This is a genomic window from Methyloparacoccus murrellii (assembly GCF_054657115.1).
In genome coordinates, this window is sequence record NZ_BAAHXD010000006.1 from 1 (window position 1) to 22,264 (window position 22,264).

Sequence of the window (22,264 nt, forward strand, 5' to 3'; positions counted from 1 at the left end):
ACTGCTGGTGCATCAGGCAATGTCACCGCTCCCCCACCGGAGCGCTCCAAGCATCGGAAACCAGCGTCTCGATGTCGTCGCCTGTCAACGATTCGAGAAATGCCACCAGCGCGTCGATTTCGCCAGCTTCCAGCTGAAGCGGCTTGATGCGTGGATCAAGCAACTCATTGGGTACTCCGCCGCGGTTGTAGAACTCAACCACATCGCGCAACGTCGAGAGCGAACCGTTGTGCATGTAAGGCGCCGTCAGGGCGATGTTGCGCAGCATGGGCGTGCGATATTTCCAACGATCCTCCGGGCGTTGGCTGACCTCGTAAAGCCCCAGATCCTGGGGCTTGGGCTCGGAGACCTGGCCAAGCGCCGCGGTGTCCAGCTCATAGCTCAATCCGGGCGCTACCTGAACCCGCGTCCGGTCCGGCTCGCGCAGCATGGTGTCGGCATAGCCGATACCAGTATTGTGCGGTTGCTGATCGCTGAAGAGGGCTTCTCGCGGACTGATCCCATGGCACTGCGCACAACCGGCCTTGCCAGTAAATAGCGTGAAGCCCGTCTGCGCCAGCGGTGAGAGCGCGCTGCGCTCATGCCCGTAATACCAGCGGTCGAAGGCCGAATTTCCGGATATCAATACGCGTTCATAACTGGCCAAGGCCTGGCCAACCGTATCCATGCTGGGTCCGTGCCGGAAGGCGCGCTCGAACAGTCCCTGGTAATCCGGTAGCGCCTTGAGTTTGTCGAGTACCGCGCCGACGGATGGGTTGCCCATCTCATTGGCGGCCAGGAATGGTCCCCAGACCTGATTTTCCAGCGAAGACTCGCGGCCGTCATGGAACAACCGGCCCAGGTAGGCCACGTTGTAGATCGTCGGTGCATTGCGCCTGACGGTTCGGCCCTCGATGCCAATGGCGGTGGCCTGCTCCTGATGGGTGAAGCCTTGCTCCGGGACGTGACACATTGCACAGGAGAAGGTCTGGTTCAGCGACAGCCGCCGGTCATAGAACAGCTTGCGGCCGAGAGCGATCTTTTCCCGGGTCAGCGGGTTGTCTGCCGGTGTCGGTACGGGCGGCAGTCCCAATACCGGTTGCCGTGCCAGTTTCAGAAGGTCGGCCGGCTGGCCCTGGCGCTGCACGAGTGCGGCTGACCGTGTCCTGTAATCGGCGCCGGCATAACCGGACTTGTCGTCACCGGCGCGCAGCGGTGCGGGCGTCGCGGGTATCGACCGGGATTCGGTGGGCCGATTGCCATTCTCCCGCAACAGGGTTTCGATGTCCGCCAGCACCAGATCCGGGTGCAGCACCGATACCGTATAGCTATTGCGCATCCGGCGCTGACCATCGATCAGATAGACGCGCAGCAGATGCGAGAATTTGCCGGTCGGCTTGCCCTGTTCGTCCACCTCGCGCGCCACCGACTGTTGGTAGTCGCGTAGGATCGGCTGCAGCTCCGCCGCCGAGCGCGTGGTGAGGAAGTGCCAGTCGATGCCACCCGACTGGAATCTCGCGCCGTATTGCGCCATCACTGCCGGTGTGTCGTGCTCCGGATTGAAGCTCAGCGTAATCAGGCGTAGCCGCTCCCTCAGTTCAGGCCGGTCTTTCAGCGTCGATTGCAGGCGATGCAGTACCATCGTTGCCAGCGGGCAGCCATTCACATCGTCGCAGGTGGCGTAGATGAAGCTCAGCAGCACGATGCGGCCGGCATAGAGCTCATGCAGCGTCGTTGCCTGACCGGATGACGCCAGCACCAGCCCATCCGCGGCCTCGCCCATGACCGGCAGGGTGTAACTGCCTGGCTGCGGTGCCGTAAAAGACAGGCTGGAATACCCCGGTGCCAGCGCGGGTGGCTGCTCAGCGCTGACCGATGCGCTGGCCACGGTCATCATCAGTGGCACCCGGAGCAGCCAGGAACCGGGCGACGTAGTTTGGTGCTGCTTGCGCATGCCGAATGTCTCCAGAAACAAGATCCAGAAGCCATGCCCTTGTCGCCACGCGGCCTGAGGGCTGCCGACTCATCGGCCGCCCCGGGTTCATGTCATCCGTGCCCTGCGCGCCGGCATGCCGGATATCGCCGGCTGGCGCCCACCGGATGCCGACGATGCCACGCAGACATCGCTTCGAGCGGGTTTGCGAAATCCTCTCGCCAGGCACCGCACGCAGACAACCGCGTCCTGCGAGAGGGCCAATGGCGGGTGACTGGTTGGCTCCAGGAGCGCGATACCGCACACACGGACTGCGCCGTTCGCAACCCTGGAGCTCTCGCTGTTCAGCCTGCGGGGGCGATAGGGCGGATGAACCGGCCCCGAGGGCCGGTGGTGTTCCCGTCGTTATCGCCTCGCCAGGCCCGGTTTTTCCGGCTGACCTGCCAGTCCGGAATACAGCGCATGTGCGCCGAAGCGCATCTGGTGCGGCCGGCCCAGCTTCTCGGCGGTGAAGTCGATGGCAAAAGACGGTTTCAGTTCCTTGCCATCCCAGGTGAACAGTTTCAGGTACTGCTCGTTATCCTTGCCCTTCTTGTCCCAGTTGGCCAGCAGCGAAGAAGTGTAGTACAGCCGCTTGCCGTCCCAGCTCGACGACACCATGTTGACCTGGGCGCCGATCACCTTTTCGTAGATCTGCACCGGCTTTTCCGGATTGCTGATATCGAAGGCGCGGGTCTTGCCGTCCATGAAGCTGTTCACCCACAGCAGCTTGTCATCGTTGGAGATCGAGATATCCACCGGCAGCGGCACGTCCTTCGGGTTGCCGATATCGGCCACGGCCTTGGCCTGCCATTCACCCTGGGCGTCCTCGTGGATCAGCCAGATCTGCGAGGTCAGCGCGGTGGTGGTAAAGCAATAGTTGTGACTCTCGCCCCAGGCGCAGCGGATTTCCAGCGGTGCGCCGGGCACGTCGAACACCTTCCTCGGCTGCTTGGTGTGCAGGTCCCAGGTCACCACGGTGTTGCCGAAATGCTTCATGGCTTCCGGGTCCTTCAGCATCTTGCCGAAGTCCATCATGTAATTGTTCCAGCCGGTGAAGGACGAGGTCACCAGCAGATTTTTGCGCGGCAGGGCGCGGACGTCGTAGTTGTAGCCGTCGGCATACTTGCCGGTCTTGATGGCACCTTGCAGGTCGCTGTCGGTGGGCATCCAGTGGGTGGCGACATACTCGCCCTCATTAGTGTATTCCACCAGCGCGGTGCGGCCGCCGTGGTCCTTGTTGTTGGACAGGCCGGTGATGATCATGCGGCCGGGCAGGGCATACATGGTGTGCGGCCCGACCACGCCGCCCGACTTGGCGACGAAATCGGTGATCGTCTTGACCAGCCTGGGCCTGGACGGATCGGTCTTGACGTCGAAGATGAAAATCTTGCTGGTATCCAGGCCGCCGGCCCAGAGGTATTGCCGGTCATCGGTGAAATCCGAGTGGTGCGCCTCGTTGCGGCCGCCCACCGAGAGGGTGTGGATGACCTTGCCGAATTTCTCCGATTTCGGATTGACATCGACCGTCACCAGCTTGTCCTGCTCGTCGCCGACACCCTCGGCGCCCAGGGTCCAGACGTAGACATAATCTTCCTGGCCGGTGATCTTCTTCATGTAGGGCGAGGCGCAGGTCTCGTCGGCCGGCAGCGAGGTTGGCGTGAGCGCCATGGCCGACAGGGTGGCGGAGAGTCCGGTCATCAGCAGGCCATGACGGGACGGGCGGGATTGGGATGGTTTTTTCATGATCGCGGTGCTCCTCATCATCTTTGTTGTTGTGGAAGGATCGGGCTGTCCGGGCGGCGCCGCTAGGCTTCCGCCGTCGCGGGGCTGATGCGTGACCGGACGGTCCGGATGGCCGTTACCGGGAAGCCGCCGGCTTCGGCATGCTCGTGGATCATCCGCTCATTCGGGGCGATGTAAAGGCAATAAACCTTGTCGTCCACGACGTAGCTCTCCAGCCATTGGATGTCCGGCCCCATGTTTTTCAGCACCGAGCAGGATCGCTGCGAGATGGCCTTGAGTGCTTCCGGCGACAGCTGGCCGGCTCCCGGTATGTCGCGCTCTATCAGATAGGTGGGCATGATGTGATTCTCCTCCCGGGGGATTGGCGTATTCAGTCTTGCGGATACCGGTTTGCATACTAGACGACCGGTCGTCTAGTATGCAAACAAAATTTTTTCAGGCGCTGAAGTGGCCGTCGATCAGGCTGGCGCAACAGGCTTCCAGCGGGGCCGTCGACTGCTCGATCTTCATGCGCAACAAGGCTCCCTGCCATTGGTTGACCAGCAGATCTGCCATGCTGCCGGTGTCGAGATCCTGCCGGAAAACGCCCTCTCTCTGGCCGCGGCCTATCGCTTCGGCGACCTTGTCCCGGTAGCGGTGAACCGCGCTGCGCAAGGCCTCGCGGCAGAGCGGGCTGGTTTCGCCGATTTCGCCCATCAGGTTGCCGAGCAGGCAGCCGCCGCGGAATTCCCGGCGCGCCGATTCCTCGATCAACTCGCGAAAATAGTTCCGCAGCGCCTGCTGTCCGGTAATATCGGCTCGCTGCAACTGACGGTCCAGCGCCTGGATGAAAGGCTCGATGTAGTGGCCGATAACCTCCGCGCCGAAGGCTTCCTTGCTGGAGAAGTAGTGGTAGAAAGATCCCTTGGGAATGCCCACGCCCTTGAGGATGGCCTGCAATCCGGCGCCGTGATAGCCCTGTTCCATCAGCAGCGTGACGCCTTGATCGAGCAGTCTTTCGCGGGCCGTGGCGGATTGGTCGAGCAGAGTATTCATGTGGACGAGCAGGTTGGTTGCCGCGCTTGTGCGCCGTTGGCCGCCGCTCGTGACCCCGCGGCGGATGCGCGCGCCGGGTCAGGTTTCCTCATGCCGCAGGGTGATGCCCAGCACCTCCAGCAGGAGACCGGCGCCCGCAAGCAGCAGGCCGGCCGGCGCGTTGCCGGGTGCAAGCAGGAAGCTCAGGCCGCCCAGCATGACCAGGGCCAGCGCCAGCATTCGGCGCCGACGCGCGTTTTTGATGAATTTCATCATGAGCGGATCCTCACGTGGCGGGAAAGGGTTCAGAGTCTACCCTGCGCCGCCATGGCCAGGGAATCCATGCGGAAGCTGCGCCAGCGGTGCACTCAGTGCGCCACCCGCGCCTGGCGCCGGAGCTCGGCATGCCGGCGCTCGACCAGGCGCTCGATTCGGCGGCGCAGCCAGCCCAGATCCTCGCGCAGCCTGGGATTGTCCGGATGTTCGATGGCCAGCGTTTCGAGGATGCCGCGGGCGCGCTGGTAGCGATCCAGCGCTGGTTCCAGCTCCTTGGCGAGCTCCCGTCCGCGCCCCAGCTTGATCAGCACCGCGGCGATATCCCGCCGGCGCAGGTCGGCAAAGGCAGGCTGGTTGTCCGGGTGCTCGGCGATCTCCAGGAAGGCGAGAAAGTGCTGTTCGGCCTCCGCCGCGTCGTCCAGGCCGGCCAGCGTGTCGCCGAGGTGGTTGTGGCAGATGGCGAGGTCGCGCCGCAGTTCGGCATCGCCCGGCTCCAGCTGGGCCGCCAGCGCCGCAATGGCGAGTGCGGTCCGGTAGCAGTTCAACGCCCCGGACAGGTCGTCGCGGGCGCGCAGGATATCGCCGATGCGGTTGTGGACCATGGCGGGCGCGCGGACAAAGCGCACCTGATCCCGGTGCCGTTCGGCCAGCGCCTCGAAGCAGGGCAGGGCACGTTGCAGTTCGGCCAGCGCGGCTTCGTTCTGTTGCAGGCCGAGGTGCATCTCGGCCAGCTCCAGATGGCTGCTGGCGAGCTGGAAGGCGTGATCGTCGTCCGCCGGGCATTGCTCGGCCAGCTTGCAGTGCAGGACATGCGCGGCCCGCTGGCTGTGCAGGGCGCCCTCCAGATCGCCGAGCTGGAGCTGGACGTCCCGCGCCTTGGTGTGCAGACGCAGGGGATCATGCTGGTGATCGAGTCCCGGAGCTTCCTGCCTGGCCATGAACACCCGGATGCCGAGGCTCTTGCGGTAATGTTCGAGCGCGTCAGCCCATTGCTGCTGCTCCGCCAGCAGGTCGCCGAGCTGTTCCTGTACCCGGGCAAAATCCCGCTGGCGGGTGCCGTTGTGGGTATCGGCCGCCATGGCACGCACCAGATAGGCGCTGGCGGCCCGGTAGATTTCCAGCGCCTGCCGGCGGGCGCCATGCGCCAGCGCCAGGTCGGCCAGGTACAGTGCCAGCCGGATGCGGCCGGTGATCTCGCCCGGGCTGTCATCCTCCTCGATCAGGCGCTCGCGCAGATCGGCGATCAGCGCCCGCCCATGGACGGCCATGGCCGACAGCGGTCGCCAATCGTCCTCGCTCCGGCAGTGTTCCGCCCGCAGGTACAGCACCTGCAGGGCGGCATCGCGCAGCAGGATTTGTCGCGGGGACGTGGCGGCGATCCGTTGCAGGGTCTGGACGGCCAGCGGAAACAGCGTCACGCCGTGGTCGGTGCGCTGCGCGAGCCCGTGCTGTTCCAGGCTGGTGGCGCCCTGGGCGACATAGGCGATGGCGGCCTCCCGCGTCAGGGGAATTTCCTGGGGTTCGTGGAGCAGGATGGTGAAGATGTCCTCCCGGCGGTCGTCGGCGGCGAGTCCGCCGGCGAGCAGACATTCGACGATGAAGTCCAGGGGCAGGGGATGGGGAGCGAGTTCCGCACCCAGCCGGAGGATATCGCGGGCCGGTCCGCCCAGGACGCGCAGGGATTCCAGCAGGATGGTGGCGCCGTGGGCTTCCTGGGGGGCGGGCGGCGCGCTTGGCCCCGGCTGCGGCGCGTTGATGGCGGCCCGGGTCCTTTTTTCCAGTCGATGCAGCAGCCAGCTGTAGGCGGTGCGCCGGTGGCGGTGGCCTTCGGCCAGGGCGCCGATCATGGCGGCGTAGCGGGGGTGCCGGCCGAGTTCCTCGACCAGCCAGCCGGCGGCGTCGAGTTCGTCGCCACGCGGTGGCCTGTCCCGCGTCAGGATATGCAGTGCGGTCCGTTCGCTGGGCATCGGCAGGTGAACCGGGTCGAACCGCGCATCGTAGCGCTGGCTGCGGCAGATCAGCAGGCTGTGGCCGAACTCGCCCCTGGCGAGCCATTGCTGCAGGACCGGGCCGTTGAGGTCGTCGGGCAGATCGTCGACGATCCAGAGGTAGGGTTTGCCCGCCTGTTCCAGCGTTTGCCGCAGTTCGGCTAGGATATCGCCGAAGCGGCTGTCGTCGCGCAGGCCTGTGTCGGGTCTGAGGTGCCGCAGCAGGGCCAGCAATTGCGGTTTCAGGGCGGGATTCTCGGCCAGTTCGGCGAGTTGCGCTGCCGGCCGTGCCGCCATCGCCGACAACCGGTAGACACCGCCCGGGTAGGCCGCACCGAAGCGGAAGGCGTATTCCCGGCTCAGAAGGCTCTTGCCGACGCCGGCGTCGCCGGACACCACCGCGCAACGGCACGGACCGGGCGAGCCGCCATGGCCGTGGAGGGCGGTGTGCACGTCCCACAGCTCGCGTTCGCGCCCGACGAACAGTCCTGGCGGCCGGCTCAGGCTGTCGTAGGGTTCCAGCCAGTTCTGCCTCGGCGCGGGATACAGCGCGCCCAGCGTCCCTCCGGAAAGCCTCTCGCAATGGCCTTGCAGGCGCTCCGCGAGTCCGGCGAAGTCGACCGGATGGCCGGTTTCCGGCGATGCCCCGATGATGGTCCGGCGCAGCGACAGGGGATAGACATGCTTGATGCCAGGTTCCGGGTTGACCAGCAGCAGACGCCCGCTGTCGGTGGCGGGCGCCTGCCGGCAGGCGACGTGCACCATCGCCAGGTGGGCCTGGCAGCCGCGAGACAGGAAGAAGCTTTCCGACGCCCAGCCCAGGAAGCAGCGTGAGGTGGCCAGCTTGGGCTGGATATCGGGATCGCCGCCGGCCTCGTAGGCAAAGCAGGCCAGCCCGCGACCGGCCAGCGCTGCCGTCAACCGTTTGACGGCAGCGCTGGCGGCATGGTCGTGACAAATGAAAATGTCATACGGGCCGGACAAAATCAGCGCTCCTGGAGGAAGGGTGGGGCTTGCAAGACCCGCCATTGTATCCCGAATGGGGCAGTGCCTTGCCGTGGTGCAACTGCCTTGGCGGGTATCCGGGAGCCTTGGCCGATGCGCTCGGCAGGCCCTGGCGGCGGTTGTGTATGATGAGGATCATCTTCCATCCGGATAATCGATGCCGCATGAGTCACCCGCGCTGGTCCCTGGTGCCCGATGGCGATGCGGCATTCCGCCTGACACTGGCGGGAGACTGGGTGATCGACATGGCCGGCCGGGTGGGGCTCGATGCCTTGCTGGCCACGCTCCGGACGCTTCCCGACGGAGCGCGGCTGCACCTGGATGGCGATGGACTCGGACGCTGGGACAGCTTGCTGATGACCTGTCTGCTGGAGGTGCGGGCCGCCTGTGAAGCCCGCCGCATGGGGCTGGATGATCACGCCTTGCCGTCCGGGGCCCGGGCATTGCTGGTGCTGTCGGCGGCGGTGCCGGAGCGGGAGGGGGCGCCACGCCATGGCCGCGGCCTGCTCTGGCTGGCGGAGCTGGGGGAGGCGGCCAGGCGGCTGTGGCAGGATGCGCTGTTCCTGACCCGCTTCCTCGGGGAGTCGACCCTGGCGGCATGGGCGCTGGTGGCGGGCAGGGCACGTTACCGGCGCATCGACCTGTGGTTGCAGATCCAGGCGTGTGGCCCCTCGGCGCTGCCCATCGTGACGCTGATCAGCCTGCTGGTGGGGCTGATCCTGGCCTTCGTCGGTGCCGCTCAGCTGGCCCTGTTCGGCGCCCAGCTGTACATCGCCGATCTGGTTGCCCTGGGCATGACCCGGGAAATGGCCGCGCTGATGACAGCCGTCATCATGTCGGGACGTTCCGGCGCGGCTTTCGCCGCCCAGATTGGCACCATGAACGTCAACCTGGAGGTTGCGGCCCTGCGCGTGATGGGGTTCGATCCCGTCGAGTTTCTGGTGTTGCCCCGGATGCTGGCGTTGATTCTGGCGATGCCGTTTCTCTGCCTGTATGCGGATTTGATGGGCATCATCGGCGGCGGGCTGGTCAGCGTGACTTTCTTCGATATTCCCCTGACCCAGTTCGTCCATCGTGCGGCCGAGTCGGTGCATCTGGCGGACTTCCTGATCGGTATCTTCAAGTGCGGGCTGTTCGGCGTGCTGATCGCCCTGGCCGGCTGCATGCGGGGCATCCAGTGTGGACGCAGCGCTTCGGCGGTCGGCGAGGCCACCACGTCGGCCGTGGTGACCAGCATCGTCTTCATCGTGGTGGCGGATTCCATTGTCACCCTGGTCTGTGACCGGCTGGGCATCTGAGCAGCCCTCCCATGCGCGAGGCCATCATCACCGTCGAGAACCTCACCATGGCCTATGGCGATTGCCTGATCCAGCGTGACCTGAACTTTTCCGTCAACCGGGGCGACATTTTCGTCATCATGGGCGGCAGCGGCTGTGGCAAGAGCACCCTCCTCATGCATCTGATCGGTCTCCAGTCTCCGGCCCACGGGGCGGTCTACTACGGGGAGCGGAACTTCTGGCGCGCCAGCACCAAAACGCGCCAGCAAATCCTGCGGCGTGTCGGTGTGCTGTTCCAGAGCGGCGCGCTGCTGAGTTCCCTGACCCTGGCGGAGAATATCGCCCTGCCCTTGACGGAGTTCACGCGCCTGTCCCCGCAGCAGATCGCCAGGCTGGTGTCCTACAAGCTGGCGCTGGTGGGGCTGGCGGGCTTCGAGGATTACTACCCGTCCGAAATCAGCGGCGGCATGCAGAAGCGCGCCGGGCTGGCCAGGGCCATGGCCCTGGATCCCGAGATCCTCTATTTCGACGAGCCCTCGGCCGGGCTGGATCCCATCAGCGCCAAGCGGCTGGATGACCTGATCAAGAGTCTCAGGGACAGTCTCGGCGCCACGGTGGTGATGGTGACCCATGAGCTGTCGAGCATCTTTGCGATCGGGACCAACGCGATCTTTCTCGATGCCGAGAGCCGCACGGCGATCGCCGCCGGCCCGCCGCGCCAGCTGCTGGCCTCGGAGGATCCAAGGGTCCGCCGTTTCCTGACCCGCGATGGCTCGATGGTTGTTCCGGACGCGACGGAGGCGATGGCATGAGCAAGCCGGTCAGCGCGATGGCCATCGGCAGTTTCCTGGTTGGCGGCCTTGCCCTGCTGGTCGTGGCCCTGCTGGTGTTCGGTGGCGGCCAGTTCTTCAAACCCAGGATACATTGGGTCGTCTACTTCGATACCTCGCTGAATGGCCTCAATCTGGGGGCGCCGGTCAAGGTGCAGGGCGTTCAGGTGGGCATCGTCAAGGAAATCGAATTGCAACTCGACCGTAGCCAGCAGCGCCTGGTCAAACCCGTGGTGTTGGAGATCGAGCCTTGGCGACTGGCGGGGCCGGATGGCTCGCCATTCGACCTGTCGCTGATGCCGGGCGGCCAGCGGCGCGAGGAGCTGCAGAAGCTGATCGACGCCGGGCTCCGGGCGCGGCTGGAAGTGCAGAGTATTCTGACCGGGCTCCTGTATGTGGACCTGGATTTCCACCCCAGCCAGCCCCCGCGGCTGATGGGACTCAACTACAAGGACATGCCGGAGGTGCCGTCGATTCCGCCGACGGTCGACGAGATGCTGACCACGCTGGAGGATGTGGCCCGCAAGATTCGCGGCATGCCGCTGGATCGGATGATCAGCGACCTGGCGGCAACCCTGGCGGACATCCGCGAGCTGGTGGCGTCGGAGGAAACCCGGCGGTCGCGGCTGGCTCTGGCAAAGGCGCTGGACAGCGCGCAGCGGGTGCTGGGCCGGCTGGATGAATCCCTGCCCCCGGCCATGAGCCAGCTGGATCAGGCCCTGGCCGGGGTGGGGCAGGCTTCCCGCGACATCAGCGACACCGCGCGCGAGTCGACCGCGGTGCTCCGGGAGATCCGCGGGCAGACCGGCCCCTTGCTCAGGACGGCCGAGAGTACCCTGCTCAAGGCAACCGATGCCCTGGAATCCACCCGGCGGGCGACCGGCAGCATCGCCGATGCCGCCGGCAGCGACTCAACCCTGCAGGCCGCCATGGAGGAGCTGCGCCGGGCCGCCCAGTCGCTGCGGCAGCTGACCGAGCTGCTGGAGCGCCATCCGGAGTCGATGCTGTTCGGCAAGCCGGACTGACGCCGCCGTGGTGGCAGGCCCGTGCGCCGCCCGTGCTATGCTCGGCGCGAATCCGGTGCGGCCCGAACCTGGGCCGGGATGACTCATGCTTCGGGAGTTCAGCAGTATGCATGGCAGGACGCAACGGTCCCCTTTCGGCAAATTCCTCCCGCTGGCGGCGGTTGCTCCGCTGGCGCTGCTGCTGTCGGCCTGCCTGGGGCCCTCGCAGCCGGATCAGTTCTACATGCTGCGGGCGGTCGATGAGTCCTCTGCCGCAAGCTATCCCGGCCAGGGGCCGCTGGTGGGGTTGGGGCCTGTCCGGATCCCGGCCTATCTGGATCGTCCGCAAATGGTCGTCGCCGCTTCCGGGCAGGAGTACCGGCTGTCGGAAGACCATCGCTGGGCCGAGCGGCTGGATGACAACATCGCCCGGGTTTCGGCCCAGAACCTTGCCGGCATGATTCCGTCGGATCGCATCCTGCTCCATCCCTGGCCGCGCGAGCCCAGGCCGGATGCCCAACTGGCCGTGAACGTTCAGGAAATGCACGTGGATCCGGTCGGGCAGGCGCGCCTGACGGTGCTCTGGACCTTGCGCCATGGCGACGACGCGACGCTCAGCCGCAGGTTCGCCTGCCGCCAGCCGGCCTCGCGGACCGACTATCCGCAGATGGTAGAAGCCTTCAGTCAATGTCTGGCGCGCCTGAATCGCGAGATGGCCGGCGCCGTTCGGGGGCTTGGCCCGGCGCGCTGAGGTCCCGGCCCACCAGCCGTAGCCGGTGGGTCGGGTCCCCTGCGCAGGTTTGTCCCGGCCCGGCCGGTGTTGCTGAACGAGCTGCGCCGCCATGGCCGCGCCGCGGTTCCCGCGCATGACCAGTTTTTCACGTCCGGCACATGCAAAACCCGCCGTTGCCAGGTGGCGTGCGTCGGTGATACGCCCCCGGGATGCTATGATGGCCCCCGGATGCGTTAATATCCCGCGTTTTTCTGGATTTTCGACGCAATTGGCAGAGATTCTGGCGAGCATGGGGCTTTCTTCCGCGCTTTCCTGGCTGGCGGGGCTCGGTCCCCGGGCGATGCCTGCCAAGGCCAGGACGCCGAGCCACCCTGCCGTACCGGGGGATTGGAACATGCCCAGCGAGAACCGCCGCGATTGTCGCCTGTGAAGATACCCTACTCATATTCCCCCGGGTTGCCATTGCCGCAAGGCGTGCATCTCGCCAAGGATGGCGTCAACTTCGCGCTGTTCAGTCGGCATGCGACACGGGTCTGGCTGCTGATCTTCGAGAGTGCGGAAGCGGCCTACCCGGCGCAGACCATCGAACTGGACGCCACCCGCTGCAAGACGGGCGATATCTGGCACATCCGGCTCATCGGTGCCGGGCGCGGGCTGATCTATGCCTACCGCGTCGACGGACCGTTCCTGCCGGAGCAGGGGCATCGCTTCGATGCCGGCAAGACCCTGATCGATCCCTATGCGACGGCGCTGGCCAGTCCGCGGCATCTCGATTTCGGCGTCATCTGCCAGACCGGCGACCCGGAACAGGCCGCCTGCCCGGTCGCGCCGGCGGTGGTGAAATGCGTGGTGACCGGCAATGGTTTCGACTGGGAGGATGACCGGCCTCTCTACCATGCCTGGTCGGACCTGGTCATTTACGAGGCGCATGTGCGCGGCCTGACCGTGCACCCCTCGTCGCAATCCCGCGCGCCGGGCACGTTTCTGGGGGTGATCGACAAGATTCCCTATCTGAAATCGCTCGGTGTCAATGCCGTCGAATTCATGCCGCTGCAGGAGTTCAATCCCGACGAGATCACGACCACCAACCCGGCCAACGGCAGCCGGCTCACCAATTACTGGGGCTACAACACCCTGGCGTTTTTCGCCCCGTTCGAGGGATACGGTTCGCGGCTGTATCCCGGCTGCCAGATCGACGAGTTCAAGACCATGGTCAAGGCCCTGCACAAGGCCGGTATCGAGGTGCTGCTGGATGTCGTCTTCAACCATACCGCCGAGGGCAACGAGACCGGGCCGACGCTGAGCTTTCGCGGCCTCGACAACGGCATTTTCTACATGCTGGAGGATGACCGGCGGTTCTACAAGAACTACTCCGGCTGCGGCAACACGATGAACTGCAACCACCCGGTGGTGCGCAACTTCATACTCGACTGCCTGCGCTACTGGGTGGTGGAAATGCATGTGGACGGCTTCCGTTTCGACCTTGCGTCGATCCTTGGTCGCGATCGCGACGGCAGCCTGGTGCCGAACCCGCCGTTGCTGGAGCAGATCGCCGAGGATCCCATCCTGCGCGACGTGAAGCTGATCGCCGAGGCCTGGGATGCCGGCGGGGCCTACCTGGTCGGCCGTTTTCCCGGTGAGCGGTGGTCGGAATGGAACGGCCTGTTCCGCGATGACATCCGCCGCTACTGGCGCGGCGATAGCGGCATGACCGGGGTCTTCGCCAGCCGGCTATGCGGTAGCGCCGACATTTACGAGCACAGCGGCAAGGCTCCGGTCAACAGCATCAATTTCGTTACCTGCCACGACGGGTTCACCCTGGCCGATCTCGTCAGCTACGAACGGAAGCACAACCTTGCCAACGGCGAGGGCAACCGCGACGGCAGCAACGACAACTACAGCAGCAATCACGGCTGCGAGGGCGAGACCGCGGACGAGGGTATCCGCCACCTGCGGATGCGGCAGATGAAGAATCTGCTGGCAACGCTGTTCGTCTCGCGCGGCGTGCCGATGCTGCTCGGCGGCGATGAATTCTGCCGGACGCAGCATGGCAACAACAATGCCTACTGCCAGGACAACGAGATATCCTGGTTCGACTGGTCGCTGCTGGAGAGGAATCAGGGTTTCTTTCGCTTCGTCAAGTCCCTGATTGCCTTACGCCGCCGTTACCCGGTGCTGTCCAGCGAGCGTTTCTATAGCCCCGAGGAGATCAGCTGGTTCAACCCGTCCGGACATCCGCCGGACTGGCACGCGGATGGAGCGATTGGCTGCCAGATCCATCAGGAGCAGGGCGGACAGCTCCTCTGTCTGCTCGCCAATCCCACCCATCAGGGGGTTGCGTTCCATTTGCCGGACCCGCCCAGGGGGCGGCATTGGGAGCGGTTGCTGGATACCGGCGCAGCGGAGCCACGGGATATCTGCGAGCCGGGCAATGGCATCCAGCTGAAGCGGGGTGATCCGATCGTCCTGCTGGATCGTAGCTTCGTGTTGCTCGCGGCTCACTGACCGCGAGCCCACCGCATTCATGTCGAGGCTGCGGGTGAGTCGTTCGCACACGGCCTTGACGTGTCGGAAGGGCCTGTTGCTGGCGGTTTGTCTGGCGCTCGCCGGTTGCGAGTTGATCGGTCCTGACTTCCGGAAGCCGGATAGCGAAACTGGCAGTGGCTGGCTGGATGCACGGGATGGCCGGCTCAGCCAGCGCAGTCCGGACCATCGGGCCTGGTGGAAAACCTTCAGCGACCCGGTTCTGGACCAGTTGATCCAGGCGGCGTACCGGCAGAATCTCTCGCTGCGGGAGGCAGGCCTGCGGATTCTTGAGGCACGTGCGCAGTTGGGTATCGCGGTCGGCGACTTCTACCCCCAGAAACAGTACCTGACCGGCTTCACTGACTATCTCAAGCTACCGTCGGGTGCGCCCAGTGAGCGGCTTCCCAATCAGGATGGAAATCTTGCGCCGTTCTGGTGGAGCCGAGTGGGGATCGGGGCAAGCTGGGAGCTGGATATCTGGGGCAAGTTCCGGCGAGCCATCGAGGCAGCCGATGCCCAGATGCTGGCGAGCATAGCCGCCTATGATTCGGCGATTGTTTCACTGACGGCGGATGTTGCGACGACATACATACGGATTCGCACGCTCGAGAAAAAGCTGGATATTGCTCGCAACAATGTTCAGGCGCAGCTCAGCAACTTGCGGATTGCGGAGGCTAAGTTCCGCGGTGGCAGCTCATCCCGGCGCGATATCGAACAGGCACGAACGGTACTCGGGGGGACCCAGGCGTCGATTCCAATGCTTGATGCGCAGCTGCGCCAGGCAAAAAACGCACTCAGCCTGCTGCTGGGGCAACCGCCCGGCGACTTGCAGAAACCCCTGGGTTCCGGTCAACGCTATGCGCAGATTCCGGCACCGCCGGTGCAGGTCGCGGTAGGCATCCCGCTCGATCTCCTGCGTCGCAGACCGGACATCCGTGAAGCCGAGTATCAGGCGCAGATGCAGTCGGCCCAGATCGGCATCGCCAAGGCCCAGCTCTATCCCGCGTTGTCCCTGAGCGGCAGCTTTTCCTTCGTTTCCTCCACGGCGAATGGCATGAGTCTGGGTGACATGTTTCAGTGGGGCAATCAGTTCTACCGTTTTGGCCCCGCCGTACAGTGGAACATCTTCAACTATGGCCAGATCACCAATCAGGTGCGCGCCAACGATGCACTCTTTCAGGCGAAGCTGGTGAATTACCAGAATGCCGTGTTGAACGCGCAGAGGGAAGTTGAGGATGGATTGATCGCCTTCCTCAAGGCTCAGGACACGGCTGAATATCTGGCGCAGAGCACCGCCGCTGCAAAACGCTCGCTGGAGCTCGCCACCCTGCAATACAAGGAGGGCATCGCCGATTTCACCACGGTCCTGACGGCGGAACAGTCTTTGCTTTCCCAGCAGGATAATTTTGCGTCCGCCCTGGGTGACATCGCGACAGGACTGGTCAGCGTCTATCGCGGCCTGGGTGGCGGCTGGCAGATTCGCGAGGGACAGGCCTTTGTGCCGGAGCCCATCAAGGCCGCCATGGCCAGACGCACGGATTGGGGTGATCTCCTGGCGCCCATTCCGGTACCCGAGGGGCCAGCCAAAGGCACCGTGCGAATGCCGGACTGGTAGAGACTTCATGAGCGCCCTTGCATGACGCGGAAAAACTCTTCAAACACCCCTGCATGGACAAGCCGGTACGGCTATGCGTCGATTTTCAGGGGGATTGCCATAGGCGCTGCCCTTGGCCTTGCCGGCTGTGATTCCCCCAACGCCTATCAGGCGCCACCCCCGCCCGAGGTGACGGTGAGCCATCCCCGGCAGGGCATGGTGACACGTCATCTTGAGTTTACCGGGAATACCCAGGCGCTCTATACCGTGCAATTGCGGGCGCGAGTCGAGGGCTTTCTGGAGCAGGTGCTGTTCAGGGAGGGCGATATTGTCCAGGAAGGACAGGTTCTGTTTGTCATCCAGCAGAATACCTACCAATCCAAACTCAAGGAAGCCGAGGCGAAGCTGCTGGCCGCCAAGGCCCGATTGCTGCATTCGGAAACCGAATTCAACCGCTTTACCGGACTGCTGCAACAGGATGCGGCGGCCCAGACGGATGTGGATCGCTGGCATTACGAACGCGATGCCAACCGGGCGGATGTGATGTCTGCCGAGGCCCAGGTGGAACTGGCCAGACTCAACCTCAGCTACACAACGGTTAAGGCGCCCTTCCAGGGGCGCGTCAGCCGGCGGTACAAGGACCCTGGCAACGTGGTGGGTGCCGGGGAAGAGACGGTCCTGGCGGATATCAACAAGATTGATCCCATTTACGTTTACTTCACCATCAGTGAGCAGGATCTGCTGCGAATACGGAGAGAAAATCCGGATGTCACCGCCAGGACGGCCCGGCCCAACTTGCCGGTCGATGTGGGTTTTGCGAACGAAAGCGGTTTTCCGCATCGCGCCCGGCTGGACTATGCCGACATTCAGGTGGACAGCAACAGCGGCACTCTGCAACTTCGTGCCACTTTGGCCAATTCCGATTATCGGATTCTCCCCGGCTTGTTCGCTCGGATCCGTGGTGAGCGGTCCCAGCCGCAGGACAGCCTGCTGCTGCCCGAGGAGGCGATAGGCTATGACCAAGGCGGCAGCTATGTGCTGGTCGTCGATGACCAGTCCATGGTCTCTCGCCGTGGTGTCACCCTGGGACCGCTGGTCGATCGGGAATATGCCATCGATGCGGGGCTCTCGCTGGCCGACAATGTCATCGTCAATGGCCAGATGAGGGCTATTCCGGGGCACAAGGTCAAGGCCGTCCCGGCGGGGGCAGGAGCGCCATGATTTCCCGGTTCTTCATCGAACGGCCCATCTTCGCCAACGTCATCGCGATCATCACCATCATCCTGGGGCTGGTCAGTCTGTTCAATCTGCCGATCGCCCAGTATCCGAATATCGTTCCGCCGACCATCCAGGTGCTGACCCGCTATCCGGGCGCCAGCGCCGAGATCATCGCCAAGACCGTCGGCATTCCCATCGAACAGGGCGTGAACGGGGTCGAGAATTCGCTGTACATGTCCTCGACCAGCGGCTCGGACGGCACCTATACCCTCACCATCACCTTCCGGGTCGGCACCGACCTGAACGCGGCGCTCAGCCTGGTGCAGAATCTGGTGAATGGCCAGCTGGCGCAGCTGCCGGACGCGGTGCAAAAGCAGGGCATCAACATCCGCAAGGTCTCTACCAACATCCTGCAGGCGGTCAGCGTTTATGCCGAGGGCGAGCGCTATGACGAAACTTTTCTGTCCAATTACGCCCTGATCAACCTGCAGTACCCCCTGGGGCGGATTCCCGGCGTGGGCCAGGTGAAGGTGCTCGGGGCAGGTTCATACAGCATGCGCATCTGGCTGAACCCGGAACGGCTCAAGTACTTTGGTCTCACCACCGTGGATGTGGCGGATGCGGTCAAGCAGCAAAATACGCAGGTGGTCGCCGGTCAGTTGGGGGGGCCACCGGTCCCGGATGAGCAGTTCTTTCAGCTGACCGTGAATGCACTGGGCCGACTGGACGATGTCGCGGAGTTCGAGGACATCATCGTCAAGACCGTACCGCCCAAATCCGGCCAGGCCGCCCAGATCGTCCGTATCCGCGACATCGCCCGGGTGGAGCTGAGCCAGCAGGCTTACAGCAATTTCGCCGGCTTTTCCGGACACAAAGCCGCTCAGATACTGGTCTATGCCCTGCCGGGCGCCAATGCCATCGAGGTTGGCAGGCAGGTCCGCCAGGAGGTGGAGCGGCGCGCCAAGGAGTTTCCCGAAGGCCTGACCTACGCCATCCGCTACGATACGACCGAGTTCATCCAGCAGTCGATCGATGCCGTCTACGAGACGCTGTACGAGGCGGGGCTGCTGGTACTGGCGGTCGTGGTGATTTTCCTGCAGAACTGGCGCGCCACGCTGGTGCCGGCCACCACGGTGCCCGTGACCATCATCGGTGCCTTCGCGGCCATGGCCATGCTGGGTTTCTCGGTGAATCTGATGACCCTGTTTGCCCTGATCCTGGCCATCGGCATCGTGGTGGATGACGCCATCGTCATCGTTGAAAACGCCTCGCATCATATCGAGAAGGGCCTGAGTCCCAAGGCGGCCGCCATTAAGGCGATGAGCCAGATGACCGGCCCGGTGATCGGCATTACCCTGGTGCTTTCAGCGGTATTTCTGCCCGCCGCCTTTCTGCCGGGCATTACCGGACAACTCTTCCGTCAGTTCGCGCTGGTGATCGCCGCGACTGCCATCATCAGCGCCATCAACGCCCTGACGCTCAAGCCGGCGCAATGCGCGATGTATCTCAAGCCGCGTGCGGCGGATTACCGGCCGAACGCCTTCTATCGTGCCTTCAACCGGGTGTACGGTGGTGTTGAGAATGCCTACACAGCCCTGGTGCGCTGGATGGTGCAGCGGCCGGTGTCCATGAGTCTGGTGTTCTTTTCGATCATCGCCGCCGGCGGCTGGCTGTTCGTCCACCATCAGGCCGGGTTTCTGCCGATCGAGGACCAGGGTTACGCCATCGTCGTGGGCAAATTGCCGGAGGGTGCCGCCCAGCCACGCGTCCGGGCGGTGGTCAAGCGGGTGGAGGCGGTGCTGAAGGAGACCCCGGGCATTGCCGACTGGGTCACGATCGGCGGGTTTTCGATGCTGGATGCCGCGAATCTCAGCAATGCCTTCAGTCTGTTCGCCATCTACGAGCCCTGGGAAAAACGCGGGGCGGGGCTGGACCAGAAGTCGATACTGGCGGAACTCAAGCGGCGTCTGGACCCTATCCAGGAGGCCCGTATCGCCACGGTGACGCCGCCACCCATTGCCGGTCTGGGCCAGGCCGGCGGTCTGCAGTTGATGATCGAGGACCGCCGCAGCCTCGGCTTGCCGGAATTGCAGCGTGCCGTGCTGGAGATGCAGCGGGCCGGGGCGACCCAGTCCGGCCTGGCCTTCCTCGGGACGACCTTCAGCGCCCAGAGTCCGCAGCTCTTCCTGGATATCGATCGGGTCAAGGCGCAAACCCTGTCGGTGCCCATGGATAACGTTTTCGGGACGCTGCAGGCTTTTTTGGGGTCATCCTATGTGAACCTGTTCAACAAGTTCGATCAGTCCTTTCAGGTCTATGTGCAGGCGGATGCCCCTTACCGTCTGAAAATCGATGACATCAAGAACCTGAATGTCCGCAACTCGAAGGGCGCGATGGTACCGCTCGGGGCTCTGCTGAAAGTCGAACGGCAAGTGGGCTCCGAACTGGTGACCCGCTACAACCTCTACCCGTCTGCCTCGGTCTTCGGTGCGCCGGCGCCCGGCTTCAGCGGCGGGGATGCCATTCACCTGATGGAACAGATGGCGGACAGCGTGTTGCCGCGCGGCCTGGCCATGGACTGGACGGCCACCGCCTACCAGCAGAAGCTGCTGGGCAACACCGCCTACTATGTCTACGCCCTGTCCTTGTTGCTGGTGTTTCTGGTCCTGGCGGCGCAATACGAAAGCTGGCTGAGTCCCCTGGCCGTGATCATGGTGGTGCCGATGGCCCTGGTCGGGGTTGTTCTGGCCCAGATTGCCCGCCACTTCGACAACAATCTCTATACGCAGGTGGGCCTTGTGCTGATGATCGCGCTGGCCAGCAAGAATGCGATTCTGGTGGTCGAGTTTGCCCGGGAGTTGCGCGAGGAGGGCCACTCAATCGTCGAAGCAGCGGTCGAGGCCACCCGTCAGCGGTTTCGGCCGATCCTGATGACCTCATTCGCCTTCATTCTGGGCGTTGTTCCGCTGCTGAAGGCGCACGGGGCGGGCGCAGCCAGCCAGCAGGCCATCGGCACGGTAGTGTTCGGCGGCATGCTGGCCTCCACTCTGCTGGCCATTCCTTTCGTGCCGGTCTTCTATGTGATCACCCAGCGCTGGAGTGACCGCCGAAGCGCCTCTGTCCGGGCATGAACCGCCGGGGGACCATGCCGCACGGCACGCGCTGGGTCCCCTGCCGACACGGTCAAGGTGCGACGGCCTGGGTGGACACGAACTGGCCGCCGAGGTTGTCGGTGATCTCGGCCTTCAGCTCGCCCGCCCTGTCCGGCACGAAATAGAAGCGGAAATTGGGGTCGGCGCTGATGGCGATGTCGGTCCTGGCCGTCAGCACGGGCTGGCCATCGAAGCTGACTTTCACCTGATTGACGAAGTGGGCGGGTTTCACCATGCGGCTGATCTGGTCCATCTGCAGGCCGGTAATGTTGGGATGGCTGACCAGTAATTGCACCGCGTTCGGTTGGCTCAGTGTGGCCTTGTCGCCGTCGAACTTGAATTTCATCTTGCCCATGCGCGCCATGGCCGCTTCCAGATCGGTGCCGATGGGCGCCGAGCAGCCGCCGCTCGCCTTCACGAAGGCCTTGGCCATGTGCAGCTTGCCGTCGTTGGTTTCGGCGATGGCGCGAATGTGGGTATAGGCGTTGAAACGCATGCGGGTGGCGATGTCGGCCCGCCCGCTCGCCGGCGTGAAGTCGAAGGACGCCGAAAACGGCACCGGGTTGTTGTCGATCACCAGCGTGATGTTGCGGATGTAGCGATCCTGGCTCTGCGGAAAACGGCTGGTCACCTGGATCGGCACGAGCGCCGGATCCTCGGCCCGGTAGGGTGCCGTGATGGCGATGGTGTCCTGGTCTTCCGCGATGGTTTTGCCGGGGAACAGCTTCTCCTTGAGCACCGTGTTCCAGGCGGTTTCATCCTCGCCCTCGGCGCGGATGGCGGGCGATCCGAGGGTCAGCGCGATCAGGACGAGCGTCAGCGGCAGGTGGGTGGGTTGCATCGGTGGTCTCCTTCGGAAATGGCGGGGTGATTCGTGTTGGCCGTCGGTCGGGTTGGATTGGCAAGGGCTGATGGCTGGTGGTACGGCTAGTCCTCTTCCCATTCCAGTTCCGCATAGGCGCCGGCGACATTGCGCTTGTGGAACTCGTCGAACAGTTGCCAGTCCGGCCGCAACCGCTGACCGACCTCATCCATGGCCTGCTCCAGGGTGCGGCCGGCCTTCAGCGCGGCCCGGACATCGGTCTGCAGGGCCTTGAGATAATCGGCCTCGCCGGTCAGGGCCAGCGGCCAGGCGGCGGTGACCGGGCCATGGCCGGGAATGACGCGCGCGGCCGGAATCGTGCGCAGCTTCTCGATCTCTTCCAGCCAGCCCTTGAGGCTGCCGTCGACAACCGGGATATGCCCCATGAACAGCAGGTCGCCCAGCCAGAGGGTCGCGGTCCTGTCGTCGTAGACGCTCAGATCGTTGTCCGTATGCGCCGTCGCGTGCGCCGTGAGCCGCAGCGTGCGGCCGCCGAGATCGAGTTCCAGTGTGTCCCGGACCGGCAGGTCGGGCGGGACGAAATGGGCCGGCGACAGCGAGAAGCCCAGCTCCCGGCTGGCCTTCTCCTGGTAGTAGGGCGCCCGCAGCAGCATGGCCTGCTCCAGCTTGTGGTGGCCGACGAAGCGCACCCCCGGCTGCTTGAAGGCCAGGTTGCCGTAGATGTGGTCGGGATGCACATGGGTATTGATGACGTAGCAGACGGGCGTCTTCGTGGTTGCCTCGATCTGCCGTTTCAGGGCCTGGCCCTGCTCCGGGCTGCCGCCGCTGTCGACGACGGCGACGCAGCGCTCGCCGATGATGAAACCGATGTTGGCGATTTCCCCCCGGTTGTGCACGTCCGGCAGTTCGTGCCGGCCCTGATGGACCTGGATGCCGGGCGCGACCTCGCGCAGGTCGAGGTCTGCCGCCGCTGCCGTCAGGCTGAGGACGAGGCCGAGCCATGGCAGGCCGCGAAGGAGGGGGAGCGGTATCGGGAGCGCTGGCATCGGCAGTCCTCTGGCGGGCGAGAAGGGCATGGATTTTGACATGGTCGCCTTGCGATTCAAGTGCGATGCCCGCGCCGGCCG

General features: G+C 64.5%; 16 protein-coding genes. 8 read left to right on the forward strand and 8 right to left on the reverse strand.

The features are described 5' to 3' along the window. Positions 1 to 22: 22 nt before the first annotated feature. The 6 genes from ACYQ1H_RS02585 to ACYQ1H_RS02610 all read right to left on the reverse strand — a co-directional run bounded on the left by ACYQ1H_RS02585 (position 23) and on the right by ACYQ1H_RS02610 (position 7,959). On the reverse strand, positions 23 to 1,933 hold the full coding sequence (locus tag ACYQ1H_RS02585) for a cytochrome c peroxidase (RefSeq protein ID WP_460026493.1): 1,911 nt from the start codon (positions 1,931 to 1,933) through the stop codon (positions 23 to 25). 384 nt (positions 1,934 to 2,317) lie between these two features. Then, positions 2,318 to 3,652, reverse strand: coding sequence for a methanethiol oxidase (gene mtoX / locus ACYQ1H_RS02590; RefSeq protein WP_460026585.1), 1,335 nt, complete (start codon positions 3,650 to 3,652; stop codon positions 2,318 to 2,320). Positions 3,653 to 3,759: 107 nt separating this feature from the next. Then, entirely contained in the window at positions 3,760 to 4,035 is a 276-nt protein-coding gene (locus ACYQ1H_RS02595; RefSeq protein ID WP_460026494.1) for a DUF4242 domain-containing protein, read from the reverse strand. 97 nt (positions 4,036 to 4,132) lie between these two features. Further along, positions 4,133 to 4,732, reverse strand: coding sequence for a TetR/AcrR family transcriptional regulator (locus ACYQ1H_RS02600; RefSeq protein ID WP_460026495.1), 600 nt, complete (start codon positions 4,730 to 4,732; stop codon positions 4,133 to 4,135). Positions 4,733 to 4,810: 78 nt separating this feature from the next. After that, positions 4,811 to 4,987, reverse strand: a complete 177-nt coding sequence (locus ACYQ1H_RS02605) for a hypothetical protein (RefSeq protein ID WP_460026496.1) — start codon at positions 4,985 to 4,987, stop codon at positions 4,811 to 4,813. Positions 4,988 to 5,079: 92 nt separating this feature from the next. Further along, positions 5,080 to 7,959 carry an AAA family ATPase gene (locus tag ACYQ1H_RS02610; RefSeq protein ID WP_460026497.1) on the reverse strand — a complete coding sequence of 960 codons (2,880 nt, stop codon included), beginning with the start codon at positions 7,957 to 7,959 and terminating at the stop codon, positions 5,080 to 5,082. Positions 7,960 to 8,144: 185 nt separating this feature from the next. On the opposite strand from ACYQ1H_RS02610, the gene ACYQ1H_RS02615 reads away from it, so the two are divergent. The 8 genes from ACYQ1H_RS02615 (at position 8,145) to ACYQ1H_RS02650 (ending at position 20,293) form a co-directional block, all read left to right on the forward strand. Further along, entirely contained in the window at positions 8,145 to 9,278 is a 1,134-nt protein-coding gene (locus tag ACYQ1H_RS02615) for an MlaE family ABC transporter permease (RefSeq protein ID WP_460026498.1), read from the forward strand. 11 nt (positions 9,279 to 9,289) lie between these two features. Continuing rightward, a complete protein-coding gene (locus ACYQ1H_RS02620; protein WP_460026499.1) occupies positions 9,290 to 10,069 on the forward strand; it encodes an ABC transporter ATP-binding protein in 780 nt (259 codons plus the stop codon). Further along, positions 10,066 to 11,112 (forward strand): MlaD family protein, encoded by a 1,047-nt coding sequence (locus tag ACYQ1H_RS02625; protein WP_460026500.1) that lies wholly within the window; start codon positions 10,066 to 10,068, stop codon positions 11,110 to 11,112. Before ACYQ1H_RS02620 ends, ACYQ1H_RS02625 begins: the two co-directional genes overlap by 4 nt. 106 nt (positions 11,113 to 11,218) lie before the next feature. Further along, entirely contained in the window at positions 11,219 to 11,842 is a 624-nt protein-coding gene (locus ACYQ1H_RS02630; protein WP_460026501.1) for a PqiC family protein, read from the forward strand. 408 nt (positions 11,843 to 12,250) lie between these two features. Then, positions 12,251 to 14,329 carry a glycogen debranching protein GlgX gene (glgX, locus tag ACYQ1H_RS02635; RefSeq protein WP_460026502.1) on the forward strand — a complete coding sequence of 693 codons (2,079 nt, stop codon included), beginning with the start codon at positions 12,251 to 12,253 and terminating at the stop codon, positions 14,327 to 14,329. Continuing rightward, on the forward strand, positions 14,277 to 15,965 hold the full coding sequence (locus ACYQ1H_RS02640) for an efflux transporter outer membrane subunit (RefSeq protein ID WP_460026503.1): 1,689 nt from the start codon (positions 14,277 to 14,279) through the stop codon (positions 15,963 to 15,965). The genes glgX and ACYQ1H_RS02640 overlap by 53 nt, the downstream gene beginning before the upstream one ends. 21 nt (positions 15,966 to 15,986) lie before the next feature. Next, positions 15,987 to 17,165 carry an efflux RND transporter periplasmic adaptor subunit gene (locus tag ACYQ1H_RS02645; RefSeq protein ID WP_460026504.1) on the forward strand — a complete coding sequence of 393 codons (1,179 nt, stop codon included), beginning with the start codon at positions 15,987 to 15,989 and terminating at the stop codon, positions 17,163 to 17,165. Further along, complete coding sequence (locus ACYQ1H_RS02650; RefSeq protein WP_460026505.1) at positions 17,162 to 20,293, forward strand: efflux RND transporter permease subunit; 3,132 nt, start codon at positions 17,162 to 17,164, stop codon at positions 20,291 to 20,293. Before ACYQ1H_RS02645 ends, ACYQ1H_RS02650 begins: the two co-directional genes overlap by 4 nt. 52 nt (positions 20,294 to 20,345) lie before the next feature. On the opposite strand, the gene ACYQ1H_RS02655 is transcribed toward ACYQ1H_RS02650, so the two are convergent. Together ACYQ1H_RS02655 and ACYQ1H_RS02660 are read right to left on the reverse strand one after the other, a co-directional pair. Continuing rightward, positions 20,346 to 21,155 (reverse strand): quinoprotein dehydrogenase-associated SoxYZ-like carrier, encoded by an 810-nt coding sequence (locus tag ACYQ1H_RS02655; RefSeq protein ID WP_460026506.1) that lies wholly within the window; start codon positions 21,153 to 21,155, stop codon positions 20,346 to 20,348. A gap of 86 nt (positions 21,156 to 21,241) precedes the next feature. Beyond that, positions 21,242 to 22,183 carry a quinoprotein relay system zinc metallohydrolase 2 gene (locus ACYQ1H_RS02660; protein WP_460026507.1) on the reverse strand — a complete coding sequence of 314 codons (942 nt, stop codon included), beginning with the start codon at positions 22,181 to 22,183 and terminating at the stop codon, positions 21,242 to 21,244. Positions 22,184 to 22,264 lie beyond the last annotated feature (81 nt).